Below are 13858 nucleotides of genomic sequence, written 5' to 3'. Positions count from 1 at the left end.
CCAAGAAGCCGCTGCCGCAGCGCGGCTGCGCCATCCTCCTGCAGGTCATCGTTGAAATCCCCGAGGCGGGGTTCGAGCACCAAAACCGAGATACCTGCGTCCCTGGCCCGCGCGCTCAGCTTGTCTGCCGCGGCCTGGCCGGCATCGTCGAGATCTCGCGCGATGTAGAGCTGGCGGATTCCTTCGGGCAGATCGACGGCGCCGAGATGCGCAGCCGAAAGCGCAGCCCAGACCGGAAGCCCCGGGAGGGCCTCGCGCAGCGACAGCATGGTCTCGAGACCTTCGCCGATCGCAAGGCACTCACCCGGGGCATCGATTTTCACAGCATTGCCCAGAAGCTCGCCCATGGCCCGGCGTTGCACCTCGACGGGTGCCTTGTCCGATCCGTCCTCCGCGAGCCAGGTGCGATGTACGCCGCGAAGGCGCCCTGCCCTGTCGGTCACCGCCGCGATCAGCGCGGGACGCGGCTTGGATCCGGCCTCGTCGTGATCGCGATGCCAGCAGCGCGGATGAAAGCGCAGCGCTGTCGCGGACGCCGCGCGGGTGATGCCACGGCGCTGGAGGTAGGTTTCTGCCAGGCTCCCGGAAAGTGGAACCGACCCCTCATAGAGACGCGTTGCGGATATCCGTTTGCCGGATGCGCTTTTGCGCGTTCGAGGCGTGCTCGGATGCGCCGCCGGCATGGGCCGCCCGAGGTGTGCCCGGACCTCCGCCAGCAGATCGGGAAACCGGGCGATCCCAGTCCGCGCCTTGATGATGTCGAGCAGGTCGCCGTATTCGCCGGTCGCGCCATCGGTCCAGCGGCCGCGTGCGCCCTTGCCTTCATCAGGGCCGGTGAGGCGCACGTAAAGCGAGCGCCCCGGCGTGTTCTGCAGGTCGCCAACCAGCCAGTACCCGCCTTCACGCCGCCCGGCGGAGAGATAGTGACGGCACACACTTTCGGCGTTCTGGGCCAACTCGCGCAGCAGCTCCTGAGTTTCTGTATTCATGGCAAGATCAACCTTTGCATATCGCATGTTCCCCAGACGCCACGAACTTCGAAGTCCCTGAGGGGGTGCCAAAATCCGACCCCTGAAAAATCCGCTATCTCCTGCCGGCCCGCCCCACATCGACGACGGCCGACAGGTTTCCGAGGCCTTGTTCCGCAAACCGTTCGCGCGCTCTGGCGACGAGCTGGCGCGCGAAGGAACTGCATCGAGGATGCGGGCCTAACTAAAGGTCGCACACGGGCGGGCGGCGTCTCCTGCCGAAGAGGCGGCGCAACTCTCGTGCGTCAAAGCCCGTCTCCGCGATCACCTGCTTCTTGGGCACCAAGGGGTCGGCCCATAGGACGCCCGCCTTGGCGAGGGTCTCAAGTCGCGTCCGTTGTCGAGGTTCCTCCTCGACCGATCCAATCTCCTGTTCATAGGCGGAGTGGTTGAATTGGTTCATTGCATTCCCTTTCCCGGCGGACCCCACCAACACGCGGCCTGCCGTCTTTCGCGGCGCACTCGGTCGCGCCATGACGGGAAGTAACAAGAGCTTACACGTTGACTGCAATGCGAATGGCTCAACCTGAGCGGGAATTTGCTTACCTTACGTAACTGCGGCCATTTTACGGCTTCACCCTCCACGTCACGGGCGCAATTGCGCGCGTTTTCTGTCACTTACGCGCCTTGCCCTAACGCCAGCGGCCAACGCCCCGAACTCACCTCCTCACGCTGGAAAGCCGCCGCCCTGCCCGCCCTGCCGCATCGCAGCGACCCCGCCGCTACTGTGCATTCTGGCGCATCGACAGCCCGATGAGCCCACCAACGATGTTCAGCGTGCCCTCCTCGTGCCGGCGCGTCATGGCCCGTAGATACCCTCCGGGGCTGAGGATCGGTGTTTCGGGATCGCTGGCCCTGGCATCGAGGATGAACACACACCAGGTCGCGTCTTCCACCCCCATCTTGCGCACCGCATCGTTCCAGGCGGAGCGATTGATGCCGAGCTCGGGCAGGCGACAAAGTGCGGCGACGGTGAAATCATGCAGGTGCAGGCTCGACCAGCCGCCCCGGCCCTGCCGGCGGGCATCCAAGTAGAAGCGCATCTCCTCGGAAGCGAGCGGGATGAATGTCTGGATCGGGATGTTTGTGAGGATTTTGGACTTGTGCTCGGCGTCCCCCGCTCCAGCCTTTTCTTCTCGGCAAGACGGCGCGCCGCTAGGCGAGGCGTCCTCTACATTCGTGTGCGCGGGCTTGCCCGCGCTCCGCTGATCAACGCTGGCGTTACAAGGTACTTCGTTAAAATCTTGAGTTGTATCTTGTATATAGGACCGCTCGTTTTTGTGCGGTCGACCGTGCGTTTTTGACATCGCTTGCAGCAGATCCAGCGCCGCAGTGCAGAGCACGTCCGCCTCGGCGACATGCGCCTCGAGCTCCTCCACGGGCATCCGGTGCAGCTTGTCCGCGCTTGGCCAGGCCTCGAAGGCTTCGGCAATGTCCTCGACCTCGCCCGTCCGGCCATGCTCCGCGATCAGCTCGGCGAGGCAACTCTTCAGGTGCTTCTTGTGGATGCTGCGAAGCCCGCGCAGCTTCGCGTGATGCTGGCGTCCCTCTTCGATGCCCTCGCGGAGCGCCAGGAACTCCTGGCACCTTTTGATGGCCACGGAGAAGTACACGCCGCATCCGACAAAGCCCGAGCGCGCGCCGTTTCCCATGGTGCGCTTCTCGATCAGCCCGGCCGCGACCAGTTGCGCCTCGTCCGCCCGGATCCGGCTCGGCGAGACCTTCCGCTTCTTGGCGATCTCGGATTGCGCGAGATAACAGCAGGGCTCCTCTTCGCCGCTCTTGAAGGCGCTGGGGCGGGTGGCAGCGACCATGATGCGGAAGGTCGCGAGCGAAGCGCTTCTGACCCCGAGCAGCGGCGCCACGGCGTCAATCAGCGCAACGAACCCGTCGCGCTCCATGCCCTGCGGCAAAGAGGGGAAGGAGATGTGTTGTCGGGCCTCTAAAATGGCTTCAGCCATATGCATCGGTCTGTATTCCTCGTCCGGTATTGGCGAGGCGGCGCCAGACAAGATTTACCCGTTCGCACAGGTGCGTTTTTCCTTGTCTGCCAATGGGGGAGGCTGATAGAGTTGCAAGTGATGAGGCTTGCTTCCAAGGGTTTGCACACCCTTGTTCTAAGAGCTCCCCCCGTGAAGGTTGCCGCCTTCGCGGGGTTTCTTATTTGGGGGGTGGGAAAACTGCTCCTTTCTTTCCAAGCGCCGCATGTGGCGACGGGCCTGCCTCTTTTGGTCCGCTCTGCAAGCCGCGGCCTCGCGCGGCAAACGGTCCGCTAGTAATTCACCTGCTCGTAGCCGTAGTTGCCCTGGTAGTCCGACCAGTCCACGAAGACCGACCGGCGCGAGATGTAAGGGCAGCTTTCACCCCAGCCCTCATCGCCGACAAAGGCAGCCGGTAGCGCCGAGGGACTGCTGTCACGCCAGTAGAAATCGCCCTGCAAGCCATATCGACCGACACGCACGCGGCTCGAGCGCTCGCAATGGTCATTGTCGCTGCCCCGCTCGCGCTGGCGCATGACCTCGACGCTGTAGACCCGGATCGAGCGCACGAAGTCGAAGACCGGATCACTGATGTCGATGTCGGCCACGCCATTTTCGGAGGTGTAGTCGGCGATCTGCTGCAAGAGGGCGCGCCTCGGGGCGCCCCCTACCCCAGCCTCATTCAGCACCGCAGAGATGAGCGCGTCCAGCGGCACCGCACCTTCACCCATGCCAGCGTGGAACCCGCTGGATTGCGACGGTGATTGGACCGGGTGCGCGCCTCGGTCAAAGGCAACATCATAGAGGCGCTGCGCCGGCGTTTGCCCCGCGTTTCCCGGATAGGCCGCGTGCATCGGGCAGCGCCAGATCTGCAGCGGCGGCTCGATCGGCGACGGCGTGATCCGGCGGATGAACTCCGTCTTTGACGCAACGCAGGGCGCCGAAGCGGGCCAGCCGCCGGAAAGACAGAGCAGGATCGCGCAATCGATCTGGTAGGCGCGCGCCGGCTGCGATGTCACGGCCAAGCTTCCGGCAAATGCCACGGCAGCCGTGGCCGCAGCGCCGAGGAGATGCTTCATCGCCCTACTCCCGTTAAAAGTGTGCCTGCAACCAATCACATCACTTCTTTGGATGTCCAGCGGGTTTTGCGCTCGATCCATCATTCTTGAATATGTTTCTGATCTGAATGAAGAGCTTGCAGGCGCGCGTAGGCCTCAAGCGCGGCGTCGATGTCCTGCCGCGCCGTCTCCTCCGCCATCTCCAGGCACTGCAGGTAGCGCTGCGCCTCGGTGAAGTAATTCGAGAACTCCAGTCCAAGCTCATCGCGGTACTCCTCGATGACGTCCTGCGGCAGGTCGGCACTGGGGACCGGCGGCGGCACACAGTCCAGCGCTGTCGTTTGCGCTACGGCCGAGTTTGCAAGACTCGCCGCAACCAAGGCCGCCCCAGAGGCAGCACTTCCGGCGCAGCGGGTGGTATGCACAAACATCCGCATCATGTCTTGTACATCACTATGTGGCACTTTTTACGCTTGTAGTATCTACCAATTACGTATTGCACCATCTTCTGTTTCACGCTACCCAAAAAATGTGTATGCCTCCTCCATGTCACTCGACACATCGAACGACCCCAGGAACGAGGCAAAAAAATGAGAGAAGTTTCACCAGTGATTACGCTTGCGGGAGTGAGGGAAACCCTGGAAGCCGGTGGGACAGTTGAAGTCGAGTGCATCGAAGCGCCAGCGCGCGTGAGCAACCAATTCCAGGCCGCGTGGAAGTTCTACGCTGTTGCCGAGGTTGACGGTCAAACGCACCGACTGCTTCTTGTCCACGGTAGGGATATCAAGACGAGGACCATCCGAACCCTGACAGGCCTCCTGTCCTTCGGCATGGACCTCGGCGTCTCCCCCATTTCCGTTCCGCGTCACGTAGGAGAGCGCGCGGTTTGGAAAACCTATGAGGACACGTCAAAGGACTAGACGGTTTTGTGCCTCCGCCGCGCTCGCGGCGATGGCATCCTGGGCCCATGCCGAGGTCATCGACCTCGGAGGCCCGCGAGACGCGGGGCGGTTCACCGCCTCGGTTCTCGACTTCGGCAAGCCGAGGGATTTTTCTTCTGAAGCCGGGGGCACGCAGGCAATTGCTGCCGCCGTCGCGCCCTCCCGCCCCGGCCTCTCGCGCCTTCATGGCTCCGCTGAGGTCGAGCGCCTGATCTCCACCGTTGCGCAGGCCCACGCTCGCCATCCCGGCCTCCGCCGCGCGGGCATTTCCCCTGTCGAGTGGATCGCCCTCTTCCGGGCCAATATCGCCATCGAGAGCAATTTCCGGCAATCGGCCCGCTCGCATGTGGGCGCGATCGGTCTTGGCCAGCTCATGCCCGGAACCGCGCAGGTCCTCGGGGTCGATCCGCACGACCCGCGCGAGAACCTCGACGGGTCTGCCCGCTACCTCCTCATGCAGCTCGAAGAATTTGGATCGGTGCCCCTGGCGCTTGCCGCCTACAACGCCGGTCCGGATGCCGTCGCCCGGTACCAGGGCATTCCTCCCTACCGGGAGACACAAGGGCACGTTCGCAAGGTGCTCGACGTCTACCTGGCAACCATCGGTAAGGACCGCATATGACCACGATCAGCAAAGGGCTTATAGGCCGCCTCACCTCCCTCAACTGGAAAGGGCTGCTCTACCTCTTTCCCATCTTCGCGCTCATCGCCGAGCCCGCGCTGGCGCAAAACCTCGACCCGCTCGAGAACATGCTCGGCACGATCGTCGATGCGCTGACGGGGCCCATCGGCCGACTGATCGCGATCCTCGCCCTCGTGGGGTCCGGCTACATGATGTTCACCGGCCGCCTCAACTGGCCGCTCTTTCTCGTCATTCTCGTCGGCGTTGTCATCGTCTTCTCCGCCGAAACCATCATCGACGGCTTCACGGCCACCTGACGCCATGAGCCTCCCCGCCCCGTGTGGCGCGGGAGGCCTTCTTCGTTGGAGCGCATGCCGATGCAAGAGCACCCCCTGTTTCTCGGGCTGACACGCCCGCCGAAGTTCTTCGGGCTGCCGCTGGGCTATTTCATCAGCCTGGCGCTCGGCTCGGTGATCCCCTTTGTAGCGTTCGACGATGTGCGGTTCCTCGGCATTGCCCTGATCGCCTACCCGGCCCTTTGGCTCGTCGCCGACCGGAACCCGCATCTCTTCCAGATCGTCGCGGGCGTTCTCTCCACCACCCCGCGCACCCGGACCTACAAGCGAAACGGGGGCGATCGCTATGTCTCTTAACCGCCTCTCCGCCCTCTTCGAAGACAGCGCCCTGCTGCGCTCGGTACTGCCCGAGAGCCTCTTTGCCGAAGAGCCGGTGGCGCGCCACCTGCCCTATCTCTCTGCCCCCGAGGATGACCTCATCCTCACGCGGCAGGGTGATCTTCTCGCCTCGGCCGTCATCGGCGGCATCGACAGCTTCACCGCCGAGGCGCCGGAGATCGAGGCGCTGACGCAGGGCTTTGCCCCCCTCGTCGGCCAGCTTGGCGAACGCTTCGGCTTTTATGTGAACAAGATCACCATCCCCGCAGCACTCGATCTCGCCCCCATGGACGACGGCGGCTTTGCTGCGGAAATCGACCGGCGCTGGCGCGAGACAATAAGGGCCAAATCCCTCAAGCGCCGGGTCCTGCTGCTCACCCTCGCCATGCGCCCGAGCGCCAGCCAGAAGATGGGGCTGGGGCGGGCTGTCAAATCGAGTTTCGAGGCCGACCTCGCGCTGCGCAAGGAGCGCATTGCCGAGGCCATGGGCCTGCTGCAGGCGATGTATCACGCCGTGGGCTTCCGTCGCCTGCGCGTCTCGGACGGCGACTGGCTGGGCTATCTCGGCACGGTGCAGGGTCAGGAGTTTCAGCCGATGCACGGCCATCCCGGCCAGTTTCTCGCGGCCTCCATGACCAACGCGCAATACCTTTTCAAGGGAAAGCGCTTTGCCATCGACAACGGCATGTCCCGCCGCTTCGGCGCGATCTTCGGGGTGAAGGCCTGGCCGAACAAGTCGCTGCCAACCGTGCTCGACGCGCTGGAGCTGCCTTACGACATCGTTGTCACCAACAGCTTCACGCCGATCCGGAACAACGAGGCCGAAGAAAAGATCGCCCGCACCGCCCGGCAGATGGGGGCGACCGAGGATGCTGCGCAATCCCTGCGGGCAGGGCTCTACGATCTGCTCGACGACATCGCCTCCGGGCGCGGCGTGCTGGGCAAGCACCAGCTCACCGTCATGGTCACCGCCAATAGCGAAAAGGCCCTGGAAGAGGCTGCCTCCGAGGTCTGGCGCGCCGGGCAGGAGTTGGGCGCCACGCTGGTGCGCGAGAGCTTTGCCGCCCGCGCCATGTTCTTCAGCCAGGCGCCGGGCAACTGGCGCTACCGGCACCGGGCGGCGCTGACCACCTCGACCAACTTCGCCGATTTTGCCGCCTTCCATGCCGGCGCGCCCGGGCGCGACAAGCACCAGTCGCCCTGGGGCGAGACCATCACGGTTTTGCCCTCAGTCTCATCCTGCCAGTACCGGTTCAATTTCCACGAGCCGGGATCGCGGACCGCGGAACCTTCCGGCGGGCACACGCTTGTGCTGGGGCGCCCCGGCTCGGGCAAGACGCTCGGCACCGCGTTTTTGATGGCGCAGGCCCGCCGCGTCGGCGCGCGCATCGTGGTCTTCGACAAGGACCTCGGTCTTGAGATGGCGGTGCGCGCTTTGGGCGGCACCTACAGCACGGTCCGCATCGGCCAGCCCACGGGCTTCAATCCCTTCCTCACCGAGACCGACAGCCGCGGCGCGGCCTGGCTCACCGATTGGACCGCCGACATTCTCTCGCGGAGCGGTCGCCCGCTCGAGACCTTCCAGACCGTGGCGCTGAATGACGCGATCCGCCGCGTGGTGGCCGCCGAGCCCGAACTGCGCAGCTTCTCGGCCCTGGCCTCGGCGGTGAACCAGACCGACGACGATGGTGATCTCGTCGCCCGGGTGCGCGAGTGGACCGCGGCAGGCCGCTTTGGCTGGCTTTTTGATGAAGAGGCCGAGACCGGCATTCAAATCGGCGAAGACGTCGTCGGCATCGACATGAGCGAGCTGCTCGATCTCGGCACCGAGCGCACCGCGCTTCTGGCCTATCTCTTTCGTCGGATCGAGCGGGTCATCGAAGACCGGCGTCCGACCATCCTCGTCATCGACGAGGCCTGGAAAATGCTGAACGACGAGATGTTCGTGAAGCGTCTGCAGGAATGGCTGGTCACCATGCGCAAGAAGAACTGCGTGGTGATGATGCTGACCCAGACGCCCGGCCACCTCGCGCAGTCGAGCGTTGGGTCAATCATCTCCGAGATGGTCTCGACGCAGATCCTGTTTCCGAACCCCGCGGCCCATCCCGAGGACTACCGCATCCTCAAGCTCAATGACCGCGAGGCGGAGTTTGTCTCGCAAAGCACCGGCGGTCTACGTCTCGCGCTGCTGCGCTCGGCCGGCGACAGCCTCTTCGTCAATTTCGATCTCTCGGGCCTCGGCGCGGATCTCGTCACCGTGCTCGGCGGCGGGGCCAAGGGCGAAGACCGCGCGCCCTTCGAGTGGCGCCGCAACCCTGACTTCTGGAAGGACATGGCATGACAAAGCTCCTCTCCACCGCTGCCCTGATGCTGGCCCTCGCCGGCTGCGCGGCTGGCGTCTCGACCGGGCGCAAGTCGCCCTGCGCCGGCGCCTTCCGGACCGACGGTAGCTACGCGGTCATCCCGGCCACCGCAACGCGCGGCGCCGTGGTGAGCCGAGGCGTCGCATCCCCGTCCCAAATGAGTTTTGCCGCGGAGGGGAGCGATGATTGCCAGTTCTCCCCGCTCTAATTCCGCACGTAGATCAGCCGCATCGCAGACCGGGGCGGCGGGACTGGGCGTGGCCGGGCTGATACTGGCTGCAGTCCCCGCTCCCGGCGCTCTGGCGCAGGGGGTGCCGATCGTCGACGGCTCGAACCTCGCCAATGCGATCTCTCGACTCTCCGAAGGCGAGCGCGACTTTGAAAAACAGCAGGACAAGCTGGGCCGCCGCGAAGCGCAACAGGATCTGCACCAGGAGCAGCTCGAAGCCTACGCGCGCTTCCTCGAGCAGACGACTGGCACGACCGATGTCTCGGGCTTCGAAGACGGCGCGGGAGGTTTCCCGGGTGCCGCGGAGACCTATCCGGTGACGGAGGAAAGCAGCGCCGATGCGCAGCGGCTCTTTGGTGACGATGCCAGCGTCGAGCAGATGATCATCGGGACGGCCGCGAAATACGAGGGCCATGCGGGTGTCGGCGCGGCGGGCCTGACCCCGCTGACCTGGCGCATCCTCTTCCAGTCCCTCATCAAGCAGGAAAGCCGCTTCAACAACGCCGCGGTCTCGCATGTAGGCGCCATGGGCTTTTGCCAGCTGATGCCCGGCACCGCCGCCGATCTTGGCGTGGATCCGCGCGATCCTTGGCAGAACCTCGACGGCGGCGCGCGCTACATTCTCGCCCAGCTCAAGTCCTATGGTCGGATCGATTTTGCCCTCGCCGCCTATAACGCAGGGCCCGGCAATGTCGACAAATACGGCGGCGTGCCGCCCTTCGATGAGACCCAGAACTACGTTCGCCGGATCCGCAGCTACTATGATGGCTATCTCTCGCTCATCACCGGCAAGGATCAGACGGGAACCCTGGCCGGGGTCGATGGCGCCTCGGCGCAATGGGGCAACTGGTCGGATGCCTCCATGGGCTACGCCAGCGAGGTGAACAGCCAGATCGATCACGCGATGCAGCGCATCTATGGCCTCCTGCAGCATGCCAGGACCGAGACCGAAAAGCAGGCCGTCGATCACAACACCTACATGATGGCCGAGCGGGCTCGTCTCATGGCGCTGACCCTGCGCTTGCGCGCCGCGCAGGTGAAGGTTGCAGCCGCCCGCGGCATCTCAGACGCCGCGCAGGGGCTGCAGGCCACGAATTTCTGGGAGTATCGCGATGAGTGAAAGGACCGCTCGCACGGCCCTGCGCCGCCTTGCCATCTGCCTCGGCACCGCCAGCGTCGCGACCCTCTACCTGGCCGCGCCAGGTCTCGCGCAGGGCGTGCCGGTCATCGACGGCTCGAACCTTGCAAAGAACGTCGAGCAGTTGCAGCAGGCGCTGCAGGATGCCGAATACCAGATCGAGCAAATCCAGCAGCTGAAAAAGCAGATCGAGTTGCAGATGGAGCAGATCACCAGCCTCGAGTTCATCGGGGACTCGCTGACCGGCTTCAATGACATCGCCACGCTCTACAACAGCGCCGAAGACCTGCGGGACCGCGCGGCCAAGATCACCGATCTCAGTGGCTTTGCCGATGACCTGGCCATGGGGGATTTCGACGCCCTGCTCGACAATCTCCTCGATGGCGATGTCACCATGGGCGAAAAGCACGCCGCCGAGCAGATGCGCGAGACGCTGGCCTCGGCCGGGCTGACCTCCGACCGGCTCTCGCAGCTCTCCTCCTCGGAGAACCCGCAAGACAAGGTCATCGCCCAAACCGCCGGCACCAGCGCGACGGCGATTGCCGCGGCGCAGCTCTCCTACGAGGAGGCGGAATCCAGCCTCGAGCGGGTCAACGGGCTCGTGGATGAGATCGCCAATCAGGAGACGCTCAAGGAGAGCGTCGATCTCAACACCCGCATGGCAGCCGAGACCAACTTCATGCTCGGCCAGATGTGGCGGCTCAACGCCGCCGCCGGCCTCGCGCAGGGCCAGACCGGCGTGAATTGGGCCGCCGAGCAGGCCAAGGAGCGCAGCTTCTTTGATTACTCGGGCACCGCCGACTGAGCGGCGCCCCACACGCGATTTGAAAGAGGAGACCGATATGTTTGCGAAGATGATCACGGGCCTGACGGCGAGCCTCGTCCTGGCAGGTGCGAGCGGTGTCGCCTGGGCCGAGGATTACAGCGCCGCCTCCGCACCGGAGCTGAGCGCCGCGGCCGTTGCGGCGGTGGAGGCTGAAGATGGTGATGAGCTCCTGGCGATCATGCAGGAGATGCAGAGCCGCAGCATGTATTTTTTCGAAGGCGACGAGGCACTCTGCCGCCGGGAGCCGCCAAAGGTCGGGCTGCTCGCCAAACCGGGCTTCAACTTCGGCACGGCCCGCACCGCCTATCAGACCTTCAATAAGGTCCAGCGCCTCGAGGAGCAGACCTGCACCTGCCCGCAGGCCGCGCGGTCCTTCGAAGAGTTCTCTGTCGAATTCCTTGGCGTGATGCCCGAGGACATCTCCGAGACCGAAATGGCAAAGCTACGCGAGTACAACATCGCAAACGAGAACGCGGTGTATCGGGACTACCGAACTTTCCGCAATAAATCCTGCCGGGACGCGCCCTGATGGCCATCATTGCAGATGTCCTCTCGGCGGTTGATACGACGGCCGCGTCTGTTGGTGCCGCGGCCTACAACGAGGTGGCTGGCTCGGTCATCCCGGTGTTCCGCGTCGGCGCGGTGCTCCTCGTGGCGATGACAGGGATCAACCTGGCCATCCAGGCCGTCCCGATGACGCTCCGCAATGGGCTGAGCCTCATCACGCGGATCGCCCTGGTCATGATCTTCCTGTCCTCCTTTGCCAATTTCGATGCGGTCTACGGCGTTCTGACAGAAACCCCGAGCCAGTTGGGCGGGACCGTGCTTTCAGCCACGACAGGTGACAGCGTCACCGACCTCTACGACGGCCTCGATACGCTCTACATACGGGCCCTCGACCTTGGGCAAGCGGTCTCGGAAAACGGCTCCTACATCTCCGGCGCCCTCGCCAGCCTGCTCATGTTCCTCATCGCAGCCCTGATGGCGACCATCTCCATCGTCGTCATCTGCGCCGCGAAACTGATGATCGCGGTGCTGATCGTGGTGGGGCCGCTGGCGATTGCCTGCACGCTCTTCAAGCAGTCAGCGCCGATCTTCGAGACCTACGCAAAGCTCGCCCTGGGGTTCGCCTTCGTGCCCCTGCTGACCGCAGCTATGGCCGGCTTCACCATTGCGACCAGCAAGATGCTCGCGCCCGATCCCGCGAGCGCCGAGACCATTGGCGACATCATCGGCTTCGTGGTGGTCATGATGCTCGGCACCGGGCTCATGTTCATGGTCCCAACCATTGCCCAATCCCTCGGCTCGACCGCCATCGGCCTCGGGCAAGCTGCCTCCGGCACCTACCAGCAGGCCAAGTCCCACAGCTATGGCGCCGTGGCCGGCGCCCGCGGCATGGCCGAGGGCATGACCGGGCGCAAGGAACCCAAATACGGGATCAGCTCCGGCGCCCGCCGGGAAGGCCATGCGGTCGGCGCGGCAATCTCGAGCGCCGCGGGCGGCGCGCCTGGCAGCGCGGCGGCGGCCGCCCGGCTCGCCGTGTCCCTGGCGCAGAAATCGGTCGCCAAGGGCGGCAAGTAATCGGCCCGCGAAGGAGGTTTTGGTGAAAGAACACAGCTTAGATACGGACATCATCATGGCCCCGCGCCGCAGCGAAAAGCGCGCCTGGATCGTCGCGGGTGTGTCCACCGGTATCTCGGTCCTCATGGCCCTCTCCATCGCCACGATGATGCCGCTCAAGACGACCGAGGTCTTCACCGTGCTGGTGGACCGCGACACCGGCGCGGCGGAGCGCATCATGCAGGTGCAGCCCACCGGCATCGAAGACGAGCAGGCGGTGAAGGAAAGCCTGCTGGTCTCTTACGTCTCGGACCGCGAGTCCTTCCTCATGGCCGGCATTCAGGAGCGCCTCGAAAGCGTGCAGCGCCGCTCGGCCGGCGGCGCCCGGCGCTCGCTGGTGGCGCTCTGGAGCAACGACAGCGACAACGAGACCTACCCGCCCCGCCTCTATGGGCAGGGGGCGGAGGTGACCGTGCGTGTGAAGACCATCACCTTCCTCGAGCCGACCGTCGCCCAGGTCCGCTATGAAAAGACCCTGCGCACGCCGCGCCAGGATAGCGTCACCCGTCCTTTCGTCGCGGTCATCGGCTTTGAGTTTCAGCCGCGCGAGGAACGCGCCCTCGCGCGGGTCTGGGAAAACCCGCTCGGCTTTACGGTGACCAGTTTCAATGTCTCGGCCGAGACGCTGGGAGGCTGATCATGCGACACGCCAAAGCTCTCACCCTTGCCACCCTTCTCCTCCTGCCCCTCCCCGCGCTGGCCGAACGCGCGCCGCAGACCATGGGCCAGGACGCCCGCGTGCGCTCGGTCTGGTACAACCCCTCCGATGTGATCCGTGTGGACACCAACCTGCGGACCAACACCGCGCTCGAGCTCGGCCGCGGCGAGCGGATCGAGCAGGTGCTTCTCGGGGATTCCGAAGCCTTCGATGTCGAGGTTCTGTCCAACCGCAACACGGTCTCGGTAAAACCGGTCATCGGCAGCGCCCACAGCAACATGACCATCTACACCTCGCGCCGCGCGATTGCCTTTGTCCTCACAGAGGGCCGCAGCAAGACCCCGACCTACCGCGTCGCGGTCAAATATCCCGAGGACCAGCCGGCCCGGACCGCGAGTACGCCCAAGGCGATCGGCACCCGCGACACCGGCTACGAATACGCCGGCGGCGGTCAGGCCCGGCCCACGGCGGTCTGGAACGACGGGCATGCGACGTATTTCGAGTTCCGCCAGGGGGTCCGCCCTTCGATCTTCGCGGTCGACGGCGAGGGCTATGAGCTCACGGTGAACTCGCAGACCCGCGGCCGGGTCGTGCGCGTTGGCGGTGTGGCCGAGGCCTTCACCATCCGGATCGGCGACGAGGTGATCTGCATCCGCCACGTGGCGGGCGGCAAGACCGTGGATCCCTTCATCCTCCGCAGCCTTGCCGGGAAGGAGTTCTGA

At 64.8% G+C, this 13858-nt stretch carries 16 protein-coding genes, 1 tRNA gene and 1 pseudogene; 12 read left to right on the top strand and 6 right to left on the bottom strand.

The genetic code is table 11. The features are described from left to right. The 5 genes from ACXAD2_RS07910 to ACXAD2_RS07890 all read right to left on the bottom strand — a co-directional run. The coding region (locus ACXAD2_RS07910; protein ID WP_475168910.1) for a DUF7146 domain-containing protein at positions 1–989 on the bottom strand (989 nt) is incomplete at its 3' end. A 761-nt stretch (positions 990–1750) separates the two neighbouring features. After that, the gene (gene repC / locus ACXAD2_RS07905; protein ID WP_475165314.1) at positions 1751–2989 is read right to left on the bottom strand and encodes a replication initiation protein RepC; all 1239 of its coding nucleotides are present in this window, start codon (positions 2987–2989) and stop codon (positions 1751–1753) included. 311 nt (positions 2990–3300) lie between these two features. Continuing rightward, a complete protein-coding gene (locus ACXAD2_RS07900; RefSeq protein ID WP_475165313.1) occupies positions 3301–4086 on the bottom strand; it encodes a hypothetical protein in 786 nt (261 codons plus the stop codon). 80 nt (positions 4087–4166) lie between these two features. Beyond that, on the bottom strand, positions 4167–4496 hold the full coding sequence (locus ACXAD2_RS07895) for a hypothetical protein (protein WP_475166079.1): 330 nt from the start codon (positions 4494–4496) through the stop codon (positions 4167–4169). A gap of 171 nt (positions 4497–4667) precedes the next feature. Further along, positions 4668–4838 carry a hypothetical protein gene (locus tag ACXAD2_RS07890; protein WP_164197529.1) on the bottom strand — a complete coding sequence of 57 codons (171 nt, stop codon included), beginning with the start codon at positions 4836–4838 and terminating at the stop codon, positions 4668–4670. 178 nt (positions 4839–5016) lie between these two features. Here ACXAD2_RS07890 and ACXAD2_RS07885 point away from each other — a divergent pair, with 178 nt between their 5' ends. From ACXAD2_RS07885 to ACXAD2_RS07870, 4 genes and pseudogenes are all read left to right on the top strand, one after another. After that, positions 5017–5628, top strand: a complete 612-nt coding sequence (locus ACXAD2_RS07885; RefSeq protein WP_475165309.1) for a lytic transglycosylase domain-containing protein — start codon at positions 5017–5019, stop codon at positions 5626–5628. After that, complete coding sequence (locus ACXAD2_RS07880; protein WP_475165307.1) at positions 5625–5945, top strand: TrbC/VirB2 family protein; 321 nt, start codon at positions 5625–5627, stop codon at positions 5943–5945. Before ACXAD2_RS07885 ends, ACXAD2_RS07880 begins: the two co-directional genes overlap by 4 nt. A gap of 60 nt (positions 5946–6005) precedes the next feature. After that, positions 6006–6281, top strand: coding sequence for a VirB3 family type IV secretion system protein (locus ACXAD2_RS07875; protein WP_164213867.1), 276 nt, complete (start codon positions 6006–6008; stop codon positions 6279–6281). Beyond that, positions 6271–7359 (top strand): annotated as a pseudogene (locus ACXAD2_RS07870) (VirB4 family type IV secretion/conjugal transfer ATPase); the annotation flags it as partial. The gene ACXAD2_RS07875 and the pseudogene ACXAD2_RS07870, both read left to right, overlap by 11 nt. Here ACXAD2_RS07870 and ACXAD2_RS07865 read toward each other — a convergent pair. Further along, positions 7315–7416 (bottom strand) — tRNA-Phe (locus ACXAD2_RS07865). The pseudogene ACXAD2_RS07870 and the gene ACXAD2_RS07865 overlap by 45 nt on opposite strands. Between ACXAD2_RS07865 and ACXAD2_RS07860 the strand changes: the two genes are divergently transcribed. Genes ACXAD2_RS07860 through ACXAD2_RS07825 form a run of 8 tightly spaced genes read left to right on the top strand, consistent with a single transcriptional unit; the run spans position 7375 to position 13858 of the window. Beyond that, positions 7375–8643: a VirB4 family type IV secretion system protein gene (locus ACXAD2_RS07860; protein WP_475165304.1), complete on the top strand. Its 1269-nt coding sequence runs from the start codon at positions 7375–7377 to the stop codon at positions 8641–8643. The two genes, ACXAD2_RS07865 and ACXAD2_RS07860, sit on opposite strands and share 42 nt — an antisense overlap. Then, entirely contained in the window at positions 8640–8873 is a 234-nt protein-coding gene (locus ACXAD2_RS07855) for a hypothetical protein (RefSeq protein ID WP_475165301.1), read from the top strand. The genes ACXAD2_RS07860 and ACXAD2_RS07855 overlap by 4 nt, the downstream gene beginning before the upstream one ends. Then, on the top strand, positions 8848–10014 hold the full coding sequence (locus tag ACXAD2_RS07850) for a lytic transglycosylase domain-containing protein (protein WP_475165300.1): 1167 nt from the start codon (positions 8848–8850) through the stop codon (positions 10012–10014). Before ACXAD2_RS07855 ends, ACXAD2_RS07850 begins: the two co-directional genes overlap by 26 nt. Further along, the gene (locus ACXAD2_RS07845; protein WP_475165297.1) at positions 10007–10837 is read left to right on the top strand and encodes a type IV secretion system protein; all 831 of its coding nucleotides are present in this window, start codon (positions 10007–10009) and stop codon (positions 10835–10837) included. Before ACXAD2_RS07850 ends, ACXAD2_RS07845 begins: the two co-directional genes overlap by 8 nt. A 37-nt stretch (positions 10838–10874) precedes the next feature. Beyond that, a complete protein-coding gene (locus ACXAD2_RS07840; RefSeq protein ID WP_475166069.1) occupies positions 10875–11387 on the top strand; it encodes a hypothetical protein in 513 nt (170 codons plus the stop codon). Then, complete coding sequence (locus ACXAD2_RS07835; RefSeq protein WP_475165292.1) at positions 11387–12439, top strand: TrbL/VirB6 family protein; 1053 nt, start codon at positions 11387–11389, stop codon at positions 12437–12439. The genes ACXAD2_RS07840 and ACXAD2_RS07835 overlap by 1 nt, the downstream gene beginning before the upstream one ends. A 22-nt stretch (positions 12440–12461) precedes the next feature. Continuing rightward, complete coding sequence (locus tag ACXAD2_RS07830) at positions 12462–13115, top strand: VirB8 family type IV secretion system protein (RefSeq protein ID WP_475168909.1); 654 nt, start codon at positions 12462–12464, stop codon at positions 13113–13115. A gap of 2 nt (positions 13116–13117) precedes the next feature. Beyond that, entirely contained in the window at positions 13118–13858 is a 741-nt protein-coding gene (locus ACXAD2_RS07825) for a TrbG/VirB9 family P-type conjugative transfer protein (RefSeq protein ID WP_475165288.1), read from the top strand.

The organism is Salipiger sp. ABN3_019 (assembly GCF_056158605.1).
Note: the sequence above shows the minus strand (reverse complement) of the source record. Positions and strands in the feature narration are given on the sequence as shown.

What these genes read in the sequence shown, in the direction of transcription:
- repC (WP_475165314.1), bottom strand. Translation starts at nt 2,989, where the DNA reads ATGGCTGAAGCCATTTTAGAGGCCCGACAACACATCTCCTTCCCCTCT.
- ACXAD2_RS07880 (WP_475165307.1), top strand. Translation starts at nt 5,625, where the DNA reads ATGACCACGATCAGCAAAGGGCTTATAGGCCGCCTCACCTCCCTCAAC.
- ACXAD2_RS07875 (WP_164213867.1), top strand. Translation starts at nt 6,006, where the DNA reads ATGCAAGAGCACCCCCTGTTTCTCGGGCTGACACGCCCGCCGAAGTTC.
- ACXAD2_RS07850 (WP_475165300.1), top strand. Translation starts at nt 8,848, where the DNA reads ATGATTGCCAGTTCTCCCCGCTCTAATTCCGCACGTAGATCAGCCGCA.
- ACXAD2_RS07855 (WP_475165301.1), top strand. Translation starts at nt 8,640, where the DNA reads ATGACAAAGCTCCTCTCCACCGCTGCCCTGATGCTGGCCCTCGCCGGC.
- ACXAD2_RS07840 (WP_475166069.1), top strand. Translation starts at nt 10,875, where the DNA reads ATGTTTGCGAAGATGATCACGGGCCTGACGGCGAGCCTCGTCCTGGCA.
- ACXAD2_RS07845 (WP_475165297.1), top strand. Translation starts at nt 10,007, where the DNA reads ATGAGTGAAAGGACCGCTCGCACGGCCCTGCGCCGCCTTGCCATCTGC.
- ACXAD2_RS07835 (WP_475165292.1), top strand. Translation starts at nt 11,387, where the DNA reads ATGGCCATCATTGCAGATGTCCTCTCGGCGGTTGATACGACGGCCGCG.
- ACXAD2_RS07860 (WP_475165304.1), top strand. Translation starts at nt 7,375, where the DNA reads ATGTTCTTCAGCCAGGCGCCGGGCAACTGGCGCTACCGGCACCGGGCG.
- ACXAD2_RS07825 (WP_475165288.1), top strand. Translation starts at nt 13,118, where the DNA reads ATGCGACACGCCAAAGCTCTCACCCTTGCCACCCTTCTCCTCCTGCCC.
- ACXAD2_RS07895 (WP_475166079.1), bottom strand. Translation starts at nt 4,496, where the DNA reads ATGTTTGTGCATACCACCCGCTGCGCCGGAAGTGCTGCCTCTGGGGCG.
- ACXAD2_RS07885 (WP_475165309.1), top strand. Translation starts at nt 5,017, where the DNA reads ATGGCATCCTGGGCCCATGCCGAGGTCATCGACCTCGGAGGCCCGCGA.
- ACXAD2_RS07900 (WP_475165313.1), bottom strand. Translation starts at nt 4,086, where the DNA reads ATGAAGCATCTCCTCGGCGCTGCGGCCACGGCTGCCGTGGCATTTGCC.